Origin of the sequence: Streptomyces sp. H27-D2, assembly GCF_035828615.1 — a bacterium.
In the GTDB taxonomy this organism is placed as follows: Bacteria; Actinomycetota; Actinomycetes; order Streptomycetales; family Streptomycetaceae; genus Streptomyces.
Genome location: NZ_JAYMZR010000012.1, coordinates 1 through 14,410 on the forward strand (window position 1 = coordinate 1; position 14,410 = coordinate 14,410).

A 14,410-nucleotide genomic window follows, 5' to 3' on the forward strand; every position below is an offset into this window, starting at 1 on the left:
CCGGCCGGGACGCGGGCGCCCGGAGCCCCGCTGCCGGCCTCGGCCGCCGCCGTCTCCGCGGTGCTGCGCGCCTTCGGCCGCGCGCCGGACGAGCTGCCGGCCCGTACCGTCGTCTACGTCGGCGCCGACCGGCCCGCGGCCGATCTGGCCGCCGAGCACGAGGGCTTCCCGGTCCGCACGGCCTCCTCGCCCGGCCGGGCGCTGCGGCTCGCGCACCGCGAACTCCAGGCAGGGACCACCGACTTCGCCCTGGTCGCCGGGTTCGGCGAGCCGACGCCCGGCGCGATCACCGTGCACGCGCTGCGGCGCGCCGCCGAGGCCGTCGCGGACAGCGACAGCATCCTCGGCGTGCTCGACCTGCTGGACCTCACCGGTCCCGCGGCCGACCCCGATGACGCCCCGGTCGTCCGGCCGCTGCGGCACGGCGGACGCGCGAGCGCCCCCCAGGACGCCCCAGTGGTACGGCTGCTGCTCTGGTCGGGCCGTGACGAGAGCGAGGAGCAGCGGGTCCGCGGCGAACTGCGGCCGCTGCTCGCCGGTCTGCCCGCCGAGGCATTCCCCGGCCTGCCCACCGCCGTACCCTGCGGCCAGGCCCCCGGAGCGGTACGCGCCGCGGCCGTCACCACCGCCGCCGACGCGGCCCTCGCCGTCGACCGGGCCAAGGCCGTCAGGACGCGCGGCCCGCGGCCGGTCGCGCTGCTCTTCCCCGGCCAGGGCTCGCAGCACCTCGCGATGGCCGCCGGGCTCTACCGGCGCGAGCCGGTCTTCACCGCCGCCGTCGACGCGGTCCTCGACCTGATGGGCGAGGAGGGACCGGCGATCCGCGCCGACTGGCTCGGCTCCGCGACCTCGCCCGGCGCGCGGATCGGCATCGACGACGTACGGCGCGCCCAGCCGCTGCTGTACGCCGTGGACTACGCGCTCGGCTGCCTGGTCATCGGCTGGGGCGTGCGCCCGGTTGCGTTCCTCGGGCACAGCGCGGGCGAACTCGTCGCCGCGACGCTCGCCGGGGTGGTCTCGATGCCCGACGCCGTCGCCATGATGCGCGAGCGGGTGCGGCACGCGGTCCTCATCCCGCCGGGCGGCATGCTCGCCGTCGCCGCCTCCGAGGAGCGGCTGCGCCCGTACCTGCGCGGGGACGTGGCCATCGCGGCGGTCAACGCCAACCAGCAGACCATGCTCGCCGGTTCGACCGAGCCGCTCGCCGAAGTCGAGGCGCGGCTGCTCGCCGACGGCCACACCGTCGTCGTGGTGCCCGCGACCAGCCCGTTCCACTGCGAGGCGATGGCTCCGGCCGCCGACGCCGTGCACCAGGCGTACCGCGGTATCCGGCTGCGGCCGCCGACGCTGCCGTTCTACTCCGGCTACACCGGGGAACTGCTGCGCCCGGACGAGGCGCGCGACCCGCGCTTCTGGGCCCGCCAGCTCACCGACACGGTGTACTTCAAGCAGGCCCTGGAGCAGCTGCTCGCGGTCGACGACATGCTGCTGATCGAGGCGGGCCCCCGGCAGACCCTCACCTCCTTCGCGCTGCGGCACCGGGCGGTGCGGCTGCGCGCGAGCGCGGCGGTGCCGCTGCTCCCGGCCCGTCCCGGCGCGCCGGAGGCGGACCGCAAGTCGGTGCTCACGGCCGCGGCCCGGCTCTGGAACGAGGGGCACGATCTCGACCTGGACGCGGTGTCCCGGCTCTGGACCTGGAGCGCCGACGGCACCCCCGACCCGGCCCGGCAGGACGAGCGCGCCGCGCTCCGCCGCCCGGCCCTGCGCGCATGACGGCCGCCGGGGTATGGCGTTCGGTGTGCCGCTCGGTGATCGCGGCCGGCAGCATCTGGGTCTATGTGCCGCCGCTGGACGGCCCGGACGAGTTGTACGACCCTGATGACCCGGACACCTGGGGCGACTGGGATTACCGGGACTTCTGGGACGCTCCGAACGGCCCGCGCACGTCGCCGGCCGTCCTGGAACCCGCGGTCCGGGAACCCGCCGGTCCGCCCGGAGCGGTTCCCGCCGGCTCGCTGCTGTCGCGGTGATCCCGTGGCCGCGGTGACTCTCACCCCCGCGGACACGGAGACCCGCGACCTCGGCGACCCGGCGGGAACGGATTCAGCCGCGGATGGTGATCGGACCGGGCCCCGGCGTCGGGGGCGGTCCCGGCACGGGGCGCGGCGCCGGTTCCGGCCCCGGCCCTGGCGGCTGCGGCACCGGGTCCGGTGACGGCCCCGGCGGCGGCATCGGCGTCGGCCCCGGCACCGGTCCCGGCGCGGGACCGGGCTGCGGACCCGTCGGGTCCGGCGGCGGGGTCGGATTGGGCGGTACGGGGTCGGGAGTCGGTTGGGACATCAAGAACCTCCAGCCGGTCAGGTGGGTTTCCGGCGCATCGGCTTGTCTGACGCGTGCCCAGGCAGATCCGGTCCACTCATGGGCCCGCCCCGGGTGGGACGGTGTGCGAGGCGGCTGAACCGGCCGACGAGTGCGCGCCGGACAGCCCGTTACGTGAACTCAGGTGAAGAGCCGGACAGCCCCTCAGTGCAGAGACCCGACAGCCCTCAGGTGAAGAGCGGGTCCAGGCGCAGCGGCGCGACCTTGCCTTCGAGCATCGCGCCGAGCCCGCGCACCGCGCACAGATCGGGGCGGTCCGCGGTGTGCACCGGCATCCCGGTCGCCTGTCGGATCATCGCCTCCAGACCGGGCATCATCGCGCTGCCGCCGGCCAGCATGATGCCGCGCTCGACCAGGTCCGCCACCAGATCCGGCGAGCTGCGCCGCAGCACCACGCCGATCCCGTCCAGGATCGCGGTGAGCGGGGTGCCGATCGCCTGCCGTACCCGTTCCGGGTCGACGTGCACCATCCGCGGCAGCCCGCTGACCACGTCCCGGCCGTGCACCTCCGAGATGCCGGCCTCCGGGTCGGTGTTGCTCAGCACGAGGTGCAGCGGCCGTACGCCCTGGCTCGGCAGCATCAGCTCGTGCTGGAGCCGCAGGTGCTGGAGCACGGCGTGGTCGATCGCGTTGCCGCCCACCCCGATCGTCTCGGCGGCCACGATCGAGCCGAGCGAGAGGACCCCGACCTGGGTGGTTCCCGCGCCGCACACCACGATCATCGTCGCCTCGGGCTGCTCGACCGGCAGTCCGCAGCCCACCCCCGCCGCGATCGTCGTGTCCACCAGCTCGACCCGCCGCGCGCCGAGACCCATGAGCGTCTCGACGGCGGCCCGCTGGGCGAGCGGCTCGCTGCCGTACGGGGTGCAGACGGCGGCCCGCAGCGTCGGCCTGCGCCGCCAGGCCCTGCGCAGCTTTTCGCCGAGGAGCGCGCGCAGCATCCGCTGGGCCATGTCGATGTCCACCACCGTGCCGCCCGAGATCGGGCGGACGACGCGGATGTAGCCGGGCGTGCGGCCGTCCATCTGGGAGGCGGCCGCGCCGACGGCGATCAGCGCTCCGGTGCGCACGTTGACGGCGGCCACACTGGGTTCGTCGACGACCAGTCCTCTCCCCTTGATGTACACCCTGGTCCTGGCCGAACCGAGATCGACGGCGACGGAGCAACGAAGCAACTGTTGAAGGCTGAGCGTCACAGCGGGTCCTCCCCTGTGGGTTGGCGCGGCCGAGCGGCCGCTGCGGTCGCTCATGACGTCATCCTGTTCCGGCGGGGCCCCGGCCGCCTGCTGGGATGCGCCGGTCGGGGGAGTGCGGCAGCGGACGCCTCATCAGGCGGGCCGCGGACCAAACCCCGTTACGGAGCGCCGCGGCGGCCCGCGTCTCCAGCCCGCCGGCCGCCCCCCGCTGTCCCCGTCGTCCCCCGCCGTCACCCCTCGTCGTCCACGAACCGCAGGTCCTGGAGGAGCCCCCAGGTGAATTCGGCGACGCAGTGGCGCACGAGACCGTCGGCGTCCGGCGCGCGGAACGCGAGCCGCCAGCGGGTCGGCGCGCTGCCCTCCATCGGCCGGGCCGGCGCGAAGGCGCGGGCGACCTCGTCCACCGTCGCCGACCAGGGCCGCAGGTCCTCGACGGTGCGCAGCGGGGGAGCGGCGGCCTGCGGGGCGCGGATCAGCCATTCGTTCCAGACCGCGCCGTTCGGAGCGGCGAGGACCTCGAACCGCAGCTCCGGCCAGAGCGGCAGCGGCCAGCTCAGCGCCTCGCAGCTCAGGTCGCCGATCTCGCGCGTGGCGGTGGCCCCGGGCGGGCCCAGCACCGACCGGTAGCGGGTCACGGCGGCGCGCTGCCGGGGCGAGCGGACCATCGCCTGCCAGCGCCGGTTGGCCTCCCGCATCGCGGGCCGGTCGGCGCCCAGCTCGCGGAGCGCGTCCTCGACGAGGCCGGGATGGTGGTCCGCCATCCGCCGCAGCAGCACGAGCTGGAACTGCGCCGGGCCGAAGGGCGCGGGCGGCGGCGACGCGGACGAGCGGGACGACGGGGGGACGGGAGCGGGGCTCATCCCGCCATGGTCGCGCAGCGGGGCGCGGCCGTGCGGACGATGATGCGGAGAGTGGCGCGGAGAAGGGCGCGGAGAGTGGCGCGCTTCCGGCCGGTCAGCCGCCGCTGCCGGGGCGGCGGGCGTCCGGGAGGAAGAGCACCGAGTTGACGTAGCGGCGGCGGCGCGGTGCGAGCGTGCGGCGCAGCAGGCCGTGCTCGGCGACATGGGCGGTACGGGACTGATGGGCGGCCAGGTCGAAGTCGCCCAGCGGCAGCCAGTCGCGGCCCGGCAGCACCCAGCCCCGGTAGCCGCAGGACTCGATCAGCTCCAGGACGGGTGCCAGCGGCTGGATGCGTACCTCCAACTCCACGAACAGGGACGGTCGTTCGCGCAGGATGGTCTGCTCGGCGCCGCGCAGCACCGCGAGTTCGCTGCCGTCCACGTCGATCTTGATGAGCGTCACGGCGGCCAACGCGAGTTCGTCCAGCGCCAGGCACGGCACGCTGAGCGTCGTGTCGTGCAGCTCGCGGCGGACGAGCGAGGAGACGCCCCGGTCGCCCCGGCCGCCCGGCGGCAGCCACAGCGTCGCGTTGCCGGAGTGGTCGGTGGCCGCGGCTTGCAGGATCTCCACGTTGGCGGGAGCGGTGGCGGTCAGCAGCCGGGCCAGGTGCGGTACGGGCTCGACCGCGATCACCCGGTCCGCGCGCCGGGCCAGCCGCCGGGACCACGGCCCGTACCAGCCGCCGACGTCCAGCGCCGTCCCGCCGTGCGGGCAGAAGTCGGCCAGTCGGCGCAGCTCCGGCTCGAAGCGCGGGTACAGCCGTGCGGCGGCGCCGGTGACCAGCCGGGGCGGCAGGTGCGGGCCGAGCCTGGCGGCGAGGGTCACAGCCGGCCCTGGCGGTCCGGGCGCTGTTCGATCCTGTCGATCCGGGCGAGCAGCCGCTCGTGCTCGGCGTCGGGGACCTGCTCGCCGGAGGAGGGCAGCAGTTGCGGGATGCCGTCGAGGATCGGATAGCGGCGGTGCAGGCGTGGGTTGTACAGCATGTTGTCCGGCATGAGCAGGGTGAGCGGGCCCTTGTCGAGGGGGCAGGCGAGGATCTGCAACAGCGGGTCGTCGGGGGTCATGACTCGGCTCTCTCCTGAGGGGCGGCCTGCGGGATGGCGGCCCGCGGGATGGCGGCCTGCGGGATGGTGGCCGGTGGGGTGATGGCCTGCGGGACGAAGGGGGCGGGCGGCGGTCCGGGGGCCGCTTCCAGCGGGAGGGGCCCGGGCGCCGTGTGCACCGCCGCCGGGACCGGTTCGTCGTGCCGGGGCAGCGCGAGCAGTACGGACACGGCCAGCACCGTGCCGCCCAGCCGCAGCGCGAGCCGTACCGGGTCGTCGGGCAGCGGTTCGTCGAACGTGAAGGTGCCGGACGCGACGGTGAACACGCAGGTCACCGTCGTGCACACCGGGACGATCAGCGAGGCCCTGCAGCGTTGCAGCGCGGTCTGCGAGAGCACCAGGCCGGTGGCCCCGGTGAACAGCAGCAGATACGGGTACGGCGAGGCGAGCAGGTCGAGGGCCGCGCTCCCGACGCCGTCCGGCCCCGACAGGCCGTGCGGGAGCAGCCCGGAGACGCCCTTGACGGCCAGCGAACTCACCCCGTACAACAGCCCCACCGCGACCCCGTACGGCACCCCGTTCGACGGCAGCCGGTGCCGGTGCCGGGACCGCCGTTCCGCCGCGCGGTACAGCCACAGCCCCAGCGCGAGGGAGGGCAGGCAGACGGCGAGCAGCACGGCGGTCGGCGCCGAGCGGCTGATCGACTCCGAGCCGCCCCGCAACGACGCGACGACCATCAGCAGCGCGACCAGGATGGCCGCCACCCCGCCGCGCTCCCGCAGCGTGGGCCGCTCGCCCAGGACGAGCGAGGAGAGCAGCAGCAGAAGGACGAGGCCGGAGACGAAGATGCCCTGGGCGGCGGCGATCGGCAGCGTGCGGTAGACGGCGAGCTGAGCGGCGAAGCCGAGGGCCAGCGCGACCGAGCCGCCGATCCACAGCGGGCTGCCCACCAGCAGCCGGACCACCCGGGCCGGGTGGCCGGTGCTGAGCGGCGGCAGCGCGGAGAGGGCGCGCTTCTCCAGGATGAAACCGGTGCTGTAGAGGACGTTGGCGAGCAGCGCCGCCGCCACACCCCAGAGCACGGCTATACCTTCGAACGCCGGTCGTGGCCGGGGCCGTGCGGGCGCGGGGCGTCCGCCAGGGGGCGCCGGGCGTGCAGGAGCAGGATCGAGGCGAGCGACGGTATCCGGCACGCGGCGCGGTCCAGCGGGCGCAGCGCCCGCGGCACCCCGTGGAACGGCGCTCCGGCCAGGCTCACCACCTCGAAGCCGGACGCGCCGACGAGGCCGCGCAGCGCGCGGGCGGTGCTCAGCCGCAGGTGGCCGACCACCTGGCTGCCGGGCCGGCCGTGGATGCGACGCATGCTGACCTCCGAGAAGACGGGCTGGATTCCGGCGAGGAGCAGGCCGCGGTTGTACCAGGCGGCCAAGTTCGGGGTGGAGAGCATCAGATGGCCGCCGGGGCGCAGCACACGGCGCAGCTCGTCCAGCGCCGAGTCCGGGTCGACCAGATGCTCGATGACTTCGCTGAACAGGACGGCGTCGGCGGACGCGTCGGCGAACGGGAGCCCGCCGCCGCTGAGTTCGCCGCGCACCACGTACGGGACGCGGGTCGTCGCGCGGCGCAGCGCGTCCTGCGACCAGTCGACGCCGACGAGGCGGTGGCCGGCCAGGAACCGCGCCGCGACGGCCGCGGCGGAGCCGTCGCCGCAGCCGATGTCGAGGATGGTCGCGGGGGCGCCCGGTGCGGCGTTCGCGGCGGAGGCCGCGAGGGCTTCGGCGAGGATGCGGGCCTGACGGCTGCTGCGGGCGACGCCGGAGGCGACCGGGACGGCCGGATTCTCGTAGAAGTCGTTCAAGGGGCGGTGGGGGGTGACGGGTTGGCAGGGGCGGGTTGGCTCGTCGGGGGAGCCGGTCGCGCGGGTCGCGTCGGACGCGCTGGTTCCTGCGGTCCTGCTGGTCCTGCTGGGTCCGCCGGTCCTGCCGGTTTCGTCTGTTCCACCGGCTGCGCCCGGCCCGTTGGATTCGTTCAGCTCGTTCAGCCCGTCCGGCCCGTCGTGGCTGCCGGGGCCGCCCAGCCCGTCGGCGGGAGCGCGGACGCCATGCGTGCCCTGGGCATAACTGGTGCCTCTGGCACCATGCGCACCGCCGGAGCCACGGATCATGACGGACTCCATGAAGTCGCGGCCAGCGACCGGCTGAAGATCGCGCCCAGCGTCGCCCCCGCCTCGTCGTCCAGCAGCGCCCGCGACCAGCGCAGGGCGACGTGCAGCCGTCCGTCCACGGAGACCGTGGTGACCGTCAGCCCGCGCGGCATCCGGGCGGGGGCGGAGAACCAGACCGCCGTGGGCAGCCCCGCGTCGCCGAAGTCGAGCGGGTAGGCGATCCGGCCGATGTTGCTGACCAGGGTGGTCGACGCCCAGGGCGCGGCGACCCGGCGCACGCCGCGGGTCAGTGTGCCGCGCAGGCCGACGGGCAGTACGGGCGCGGTGAGCAGCGCGCCCGCCGGGCCGAGTTGGGCGCGGGGCGCGGCCTTGAGCGCGCGGGTGCGTTCGGCGGTGCGGTGCAGCAGCCGGGAGACAGCCGCCGGGTGCGGTGTGTCGGCGGTCAGCAGGGTCGCGTCCGCCCGTTCCTCCGGCCCGAAGCCGACCTCGACCAGCCGGGTGCCGTTCCCGATCGGCATCTCGGTGGTGCCGCGCGGGCGGTCGTCCACGGGCATGGTGATCCGCACCGGGCTGCTGGGCCGGTCGTGCAGCCGGTTCCAGCGCGCGGACATCAGGCAGGCAGCGACCAGGAGTTGATCGTTCACGGTGTACGGCACGGGGGTGACCGTGGTGCGGGGCGGCCGGGCCGGTACGGGGAGTTCGAGCAGCCGCATGGCGTTGCCGACGCGGGCGCGGTGGGTGTCCGGGGCGATACGGGCGGGGCGGGTCAGCCCGAGGCCGGGGGTGGAGGAGGGCGCGGGGACGGCCGTGGGGCCGGGGTACGGCGCGACGGCCGGTGTGTCCGCGGGGGCTTCTGGGGGCGGGGAAGCAGCATGCCCCGTACCGCCGTTGGGGCCGCCGCGCGCGTACAGCTCCGCCGCCGTGGCGAGGATGCGCAGGCACGCGGGGCCGTCGAGAGCCGTGTGGTTGATGGTGATGACGAGAACCGTGCCCTCGCCCTCGCCCGTGGCCCCGCCCACGATGGCTTCGAGCCGTATCGGCGGGGCGGAGTCCAGCGGCGGGCAGATGGCGAGCGCCCGCTCCCTGGCCGTGGCGAGCGCGTCGGGGCCGGGCTTCGGGAAGCTCACCGGGTCGGTGTCCGGCGCGCCGGTGAGCTGCCACTCGTAACGCCGACGCCACCAGGACCCCGGGACCTCGCGCATCAGCACGCGCGGGTGCCGGCGCAGCGCTTCGCCGAACGCGGCACGCAGCCGGTCGGGTTCGAGCCGGCCGGGGAGGTGCACCTCGATGTGGACGGTCTCCGGCTCCTCCTCCTGCGCGCAGTGGCGGGTGACCTCGTCCACCGTCGGGAACGGAATGCGGTGGACGCGGGGGGTCCCGGGCCGGTTGTGAAGTGCGGTCATCAGCTGTCGGGTTCCTTCCTGTCGGCGATCGGCGGGGTGTCGGGCCGGGGCGGCGGGGCGTGGGGTGGTGCGAGGGGTGGTGCGGTCGGCGGCGGCTCGGTGCCGGGTGTCCCGCCGGGTGCTCCGCCGGGCTTCCCGCCGGATGTCCCGCCGGATGTCCCGCCGGATGTCCCGCCGGATGTCCCGCCGGATGTCCCGCCGGATGTCCCGCCGGATGTCCCGCCGGGCTTCCCGCCCGGTGCCCCGGCGTGCGGAGTCCGGCTCCCGTCCCCTTCGACCCCGGCGGCTCCCGACGTTTCCGTCGGCGCCTCCTCGGCTCGTTGGGACTCGGGCGGCCCTTCCCGCTCCGACTCCTCCCGCGCTCCGGCCGCGCCGAAGCCGGTCGTCCCGGTCATCCCAGCCCTCCCGGCTGTACCTCCCGTACCTCCCGTACCTCCCGTAGCTCCCGTTCCTGCGGTGCCTCCGGCACCCTCCGCACCCACCCGTGCCCGTCCGCCCCCCGGCGGCGCCGTCACCAGTGCCGCCACCAGCGCCAGCAGCGCGAACACCTGGGCCGTCGTGCTGAACGCGCCCCGGTCCGAGGCGATCGGGTCGCCCGCGCCGAAGGCCGCCGCGATGCCGGCCCCTGTCATGGCAATTAGCGCGATCGGGACCAGAAGTCCATGCCGGAAGCGGGCGAGCAGCGCCAGCGCGGGCGCCAGCAGGGCCAGCAGGCCGGCGATCGGGATCAGCACCGCGGTGAGCGCGACCGTGCCCAGCAGCCAGGACGGCGCGGGCGGCTCCGGCGGCGGGGTGCTCTGTTCGCCGCGGCGGCGGCGGACGAGGGCCAGCGCCAGCAGGATCACGATCCCGGCCGCGCCGCCGATCAGCGCGGCCTCGTACGTGCGGGCCGGGCCGTATTCGAGCTTGACGGTGCCGCCCGCTCCGGCCGGCACCAGCCAGGCCTGCTGCCAGCCGTCGAGCCGCAGCGGCGTCAGCTCCTTGCCGTCGAGGGTCGCCTTCCAGCCGTCGTTGGCGTTCTCGTACGTCTGGAGGTACGCGGCCGAACCGGGGGCGACGCTGACGCTGCGGCGGTCGCCGGCCCAGTCGCGCGCGGTGACCGCCCGCTGGGTCGCGCCGGGTTCGGCGGCCTCGCCGCGGCTGAGGGTGACGTCGGTGAGGGCCAGCGGCCCGGCGTCGCCCGCCTCGACCCGGTGGCGGCCGGCGGCGAGGGGGAGTTCGTCGTCGCCGCAGAGTTCGACACGGACCGGGGTGCGCCCGGTCAGGTCACGGACCCGGCCGGCGGCCTTCGTCGCGTGCAGCGTGCCGTCGACCGCGAGCATCGGGCCCTGGCCGCACGGGAGCGAGAAGCGGGCGGTCGGGGAAGGGGGCTTGGCGCGCAGGTTGTCGAGCGCGGGGACGTACACCTCGCTGAGTCCGACCGGCAGTTGCAGGTCCTGGTCGGCGATCGGGTTGTGCACGGTGAGCGGCTTGACCTTGCTGATGGTGATGTCGAGCCGGTCGGTGGTGATCGGGTCGAAGCGGGCCTGGCCGTTCTCGTCCACCCCGGCGGTCACCGCGCCGTCCGGGGAGCTGATCTGGACCTCCTCGGGGCGGGTCGAGACGCCGCCGGCCGCGGCGAGCACGATCTCGTCGATCTCCCGCTTGCCCGGCCAGCTCAGATGGATCACCGGCCGGTCGCCGGCGATCCAGGCGGTGGTCAGGTCGCCGTCGACGAGGTTGCGCGGGCTGAGCGCGTAGCCGGAGCGGCTGGTCGAGTCGGCGGTGGCGGTGATCCGCCTGCGCTGCTCGGGCGCGACCCGGTCGATGAGCTGGTCCAGCTCCGCTCCGGGGACGGCCAGGGCCTGGCCGCTGACCTTGTAGTCGTCCTCGGCGGACGTACGGAACTGCCGGTGCAGCCCGGCCTCCGCGGAGGCCGGGGACAGCCCGCCGGGGTCGCTGCCCCGGTGCAGCGAGATCACATCGGACTCCTCGCTGTCGGCGGGCAGCGCGAGCAGCCGGGTGACCTGCACACCGGGGACGCTCACCTCGGAGAAGCCCGCTCCGGACAGGCCGGGGCGCGGCTCCTGGGAGGCGAGCACGGTGATCTTCAGCCACTTCGCCGGTCCCTCCGGCGACTTGACGGACTGCCGGGTGCCGTTCGGCTGCAACGGGCTGTCCGCGGACCCCTGGTCGGTCTGCACCCGGACCATGGTGGGCGCGGCCCGCATCCCGTCGCCGGGCAGCGGGGTCAGTTCGATCGACTGCGGTACGGAGGTGTCCTGGGTGAAGTCGACGCGCAGCCACTGGCCGACCGGGCTGCCCGCGCTGCCTTCCGCCCACGCGGTGTCCGGGTTGCCGTCGAAGGCGTTCGCCGGGTCGTACTGCGGCAGTTGGAACAGCCAGTTGCCGCTGGAGGAGGCCGTCACCGACTCGGCGCCCCGGAAGACGGCGGTGCTCTGGTGCCGGATGCCCTTGGTGGGCAGCAGCTGCTTGGGCTTCTCGCCGGGGTTCTGGAGACTGCCGGAGTGGTTCTTCTCCTCGGCGGTGTAGGTGTACGAGGTGCTGGAGTTGACCAGCCCGAAGCGGGTGTCGGCGCGCCGCAGGCCGTCCGCGCCGATCCGCAGCGGCGGGGTGCCGATCCCCGGGTGGTTGTCGCCGGTGAGCACGGCGGGGCGCTTCAACAGCTCCGGGTCGGACGAGAGTTGCAGCAGCGCCTCGGGGCCGCCGCTGACCTGGGCGGTGTCGGCGACATTGCGCAGCGCGACGGGGCCCGGCCGGGACGCGGCGTCCGCACCGCTCGGCTCGTAGATCTCGACGGCCTGCTGGCGCGGGAAGATGCCCTGCACCTGGAGCGGGGTACCGGCCGGGATGCGACCGCCGGTGAGCAGCGGGCCGAAGCCCTTGACCTTGCGGTAGCCGGACGCCTCCAGGGTGCGCTTGACGGTCTGCGGCGGCACATAGCCGATCTGGTCGGGGTCGAGGTCGTTGCGTACGACGACGTCATACAGCCCGGCGCGGGCCAGGAAGGCGGACAGGCCCGGCACGTCGGTGCCCGAGGTGAGGGCCGCCTCGACGGCGTCCATCGCGCGCCGCGAGCCCGCGGTGCCGAACGGGACGTAGTCGCGCTGCGCCCAGCGGGACTCGGCGAGGACGTCGAGGGGCTGGTCGATGGGCGAGCCCCAGGTGTAGATGCCGTGGGCGGTGGCGGGCACGACCAGCGCCCGGCTGTCCGGGGAGTTCTTCTCCAGCCAGTCGGCGGCGTGCGACCAGTGGCCCGGCAGCTTCTTGAACGGGCCCGGTTGCAGGATGTCGCCGTTGACGTAGGGCAGCGCCAGCCCCGGCAGCACCAGCAGCGCCGCGAGGGCGGGGACCAGCCGGCGGCCGGGCAGTGGGCGGGTGCCGCGCCGCATGGCCAGTACGGCGGTGAGGTGTGCGAGGCCGAGCGCGAGGGCCAGCGCCAGGCCGGGCTGGAACTTGTAGATGTTGCGGAAGGGGCTCGCCCAGCTGTCGAACCAGCCCTGGACCGCGCCGTGGAAGGGGGCGCCGAGCGCGCCGCCGTACCCGGCCAGGGTGATCAGCGCGATAGTGAGCACGGTGAGCACCAGCCAGCGCCGCTCGGGCAGGTCGCGGCGGGCGAGCCCGGCCAGGCCCAGCGCGGCGGCGAGCGCCGAGCCGAGGACGGCGAGCGCGGAGGTCGCGACGGTCCATCCGGCGGGCAGCCAGGGCTCGCCGACGTTGAGGTAGGCGACCCAGTTGCCCGCGCCGCGCAGCAGTTCGGTGCCGGACATGGTGCCGGTGGTGTTCTGGGCCTGCTCGATGTACGGCATGAAGTTCTCGCCGTGGATGCCGAGCAGCAGCAGCGGCACCACCCACCAGGCGGTGGCGAGCAGCACGCCCGGTATCCACCAGGCGATCAGCGCGCGCTGCCGGGGACCGCGCGGCCGGCTCAGCAGGTACAGGCCCACGGGCAGCAGCGAGGCGAGTGTGGAGGCGGCGTTGACGCCGCTCATGAACGGGATCAGCAGGGCGGAGCGGGCGGCGGCGACGCGCGCGGACAGCGTGGCCGAGGTCAGCGGGAGCAGCACCCAGGGCAGGAACGCGCCGGGCAGCGCGGCGGCGGAGGTGGAGCCGACGACGATGCTGAACACCGGCCACAGCGCGTAGCAGACGGCGGCGAGCAGCCGGGTCGCGGGCGAGCCGACGCGCAGCCGCTCGGCGAGCCGCAGCGCGCCCCAGAACGCGACGCTGACGATGATCGACAGCCACAGCCGCTCGGCCAGCCATACCGGGAGCCGGACGAGGTCGGCCAGCGCGTAGAAGGGCAGCATCGGGAAGCTGTAGCCGATGTACTGGTCCGAGATGCCGCCGAAGCCCGCCCGGTCGTGCCACAGCCCGCCGAGGTCCGAGAGGAACCCGAACGGGTCTCCTGCGACGCCGAGTTTGGTGTCGAAGGTCATTTTGCCCGGCGAGTGGGCCAGGAAGGCGACGAACACGGCGGCCCAGAAGCCGAGCAGCCAGCGCCGGCCGCGCGGCCGGTCGGGCGCGGGCGCCGCGGCCGGCGCCCCGCCCGGGTCCGGGCTGCCCGGCGAGCTGGACGTGTTCAGCGTCTGGGTACTCATGGACACCGCCGGAGTATGAGGAGGAGGTTCCAGGTGATGACTTCGCGGACGCCGGGCACCCGGGTGACGGCCTCCGCGAGGAACGGCCAGTAGCGGGAGCGCGCGCAGACCACGGCCACGTCGTCCCGGGCGCGCACCTGCCGCAGCGTCGCGCCCACATGGATCTTGAAGAGGTTCTCGTCGAGGGTGTGCTTCGCGTCGCGGCCGGTCCGCCGCCGGTAGCGCTCCCTGGCCCGCCGCGCGCCGAGGTAGTGCCAGGGCGACATCTCGTGACCGCCCCACGGGGAGAGCCAGTTGGTGAACGAGACGTAGATCAGCCCGCCGGGCCGGGTGACCCGTACCAGCTCGCTCAGGAAGGTCTGCGGGTCCTGGACGTGCTCCAGGACGTTGGAGGAGAAGCACACGTCGGCGACGCCGTCCGCGAGCGGCAGCAGATAGCCGTCGGCGACGACCGCGCCGGCCGGCGCCCTGCCGCGGGCGCTCAGCTCGCCGAGGTCCGGCTCGAAGAGGTAGCCGTACGCGCCCCGGCGGCGGAACTCGTCGGTGACGTGTCCGCTGCCGCCGCCGACGTCGATCACCACCCGGCCGGCCAGCGGGACATAGCGCGCGACCTGGGCGACGGCGTCGCGGGCGAGCAGGCCGTAGCAGTGGTCGGGGTCGCTCTGTTCACGGGTGAAGGCGCGCAGCAGGCTCGCGGACCGTCGCAGCGAAGGGTCGCGCACCG

Annotated in this window: 11 protein-coding genes; 2 read left to right on the forward strand and 9 right to left on the reverse strand. The window is 75.1% G+C overall.

What is annotated here, in order from left to right:
- Together QMK28_RS07410 and QMK28_RS07415 are read left to right on the forward strand one after the other, a co-directional pair.
- A partial coding sequence (locus QMK28_RS07410; protein WP_326436212.1) for an acyltransferase domain-containing protein occupies positions 1-1,773 on the forward strand: 1,773 nt, incomplete at its 5' end.
- Positions 1,770-2,030, forward strand: a complete 261-nt coding sequence (locus QMK28_RS07415) for a hypothetical protein (protein WP_326436213.1) — start codon at positions 1,770-1,772, stop codon at positions 2,028-2,030. The genes QMK28_RS07410 and QMK28_RS07415, both read left to right, overlap by 4 nt.
- Before the next feature lie 516 nt (positions 2,031-2,546).
- Here QMK28_RS07415 and QMK28_RS07420 read toward each other — a convergent pair.
- From QMK28_RS07420 to QMK28_RS07460, 9 genes are all read right to left on the reverse strand, one after another.
- Positions 2,547-3,575, reverse strand: a complete 1,029-nt coding sequence (locus QMK28_RS07420) for a rod shape-determining protein (protein WP_326436214.1) — start codon at positions 3,573-3,575, stop codon at positions 2,547-2,549.
- Positions 3,576-3,805: 230 nt separating this feature from the next.
- Complete coding sequence (locus QMK28_RS07425) at positions 3,806-4,435, reverse strand: hypothetical protein (protein ID WP_326436215.1); 630 nt, start codon at positions 4,433-4,435, stop codon at positions 3,806-3,808.
- A 94-nt stretch (positions 4,436-4,529) separates the two neighbouring features.
- Entirely contained in the window at positions 4,530-5,300 is a 771-nt protein-coding gene (locus QMK28_RS07430; protein ID WP_326436216.1) for an FkbM family methyltransferase, read from the reverse strand.
- Entirely contained in the window at positions 5,297-5,539 is a 243-nt protein-coding gene (locus QMK28_RS07435; protein WP_326436217.1) for a Trm112 family protein, read from the reverse strand. The genes QMK28_RS07430 and QMK28_RS07435 overlap by 4 nt, the downstream gene beginning before the upstream one ends.
- Entirely contained in the window at positions 5,536-6,588 is a 1,053-nt protein-coding gene (locus tag QMK28_RS07440) for a hypothetical protein (protein WP_443050575.1), read from the reverse strand. The genes QMK28_RS07435 and QMK28_RS07440 overlap by 4 nt, the downstream gene beginning before the upstream one ends.
- A gap of 14 nt (positions 6,589-6,602) precedes the next feature.
- Positions 6,603-7,376, reverse strand: a complete 774-nt coding sequence (locus QMK28_RS07445; protein ID WP_326436286.1) for a class I SAM-dependent methyltransferase — start codon at positions 7,374-7,376, stop codon at positions 6,603-6,605.
- A gap of 302 nt (positions 7,377-7,678) precedes the next feature.
- Complete coding sequence (locus QMK28_RS07450) at positions 7,679-9,085, reverse strand: condensation protein (protein WP_326436219.1); 1,407 nt, start codon at positions 9,083-9,085, stop codon at positions 7,679-7,681.
- On the reverse strand, positions 9,085-13,686 hold the full coding sequence (locus tag QMK28_RS07455) for an alpha-(1->3)-arabinofuranosyltransferase domain-containing protein (RefSeq protein ID WP_326436287.1): 4,602 nt from the start codon (positions 13,684-13,686) through the stop codon (positions 9,085-9,087). The genes QMK28_RS07450 and QMK28_RS07455 overlap by 1 nt, the downstream gene beginning before the upstream one ends.
- Entirely contained in the window at positions 13,683-14,408 is a 726-nt protein-coding gene (locus tag QMK28_RS07460; protein ID WP_326436220.1) for a class I SAM-dependent methyltransferase, read from the reverse strand. The genes QMK28_RS07455 and QMK28_RS07460 overlap by 4 nt, the downstream gene beginning before the upstream one ends.
- Positions 14,409-14,410 lie beyond the last annotated feature (2 nt).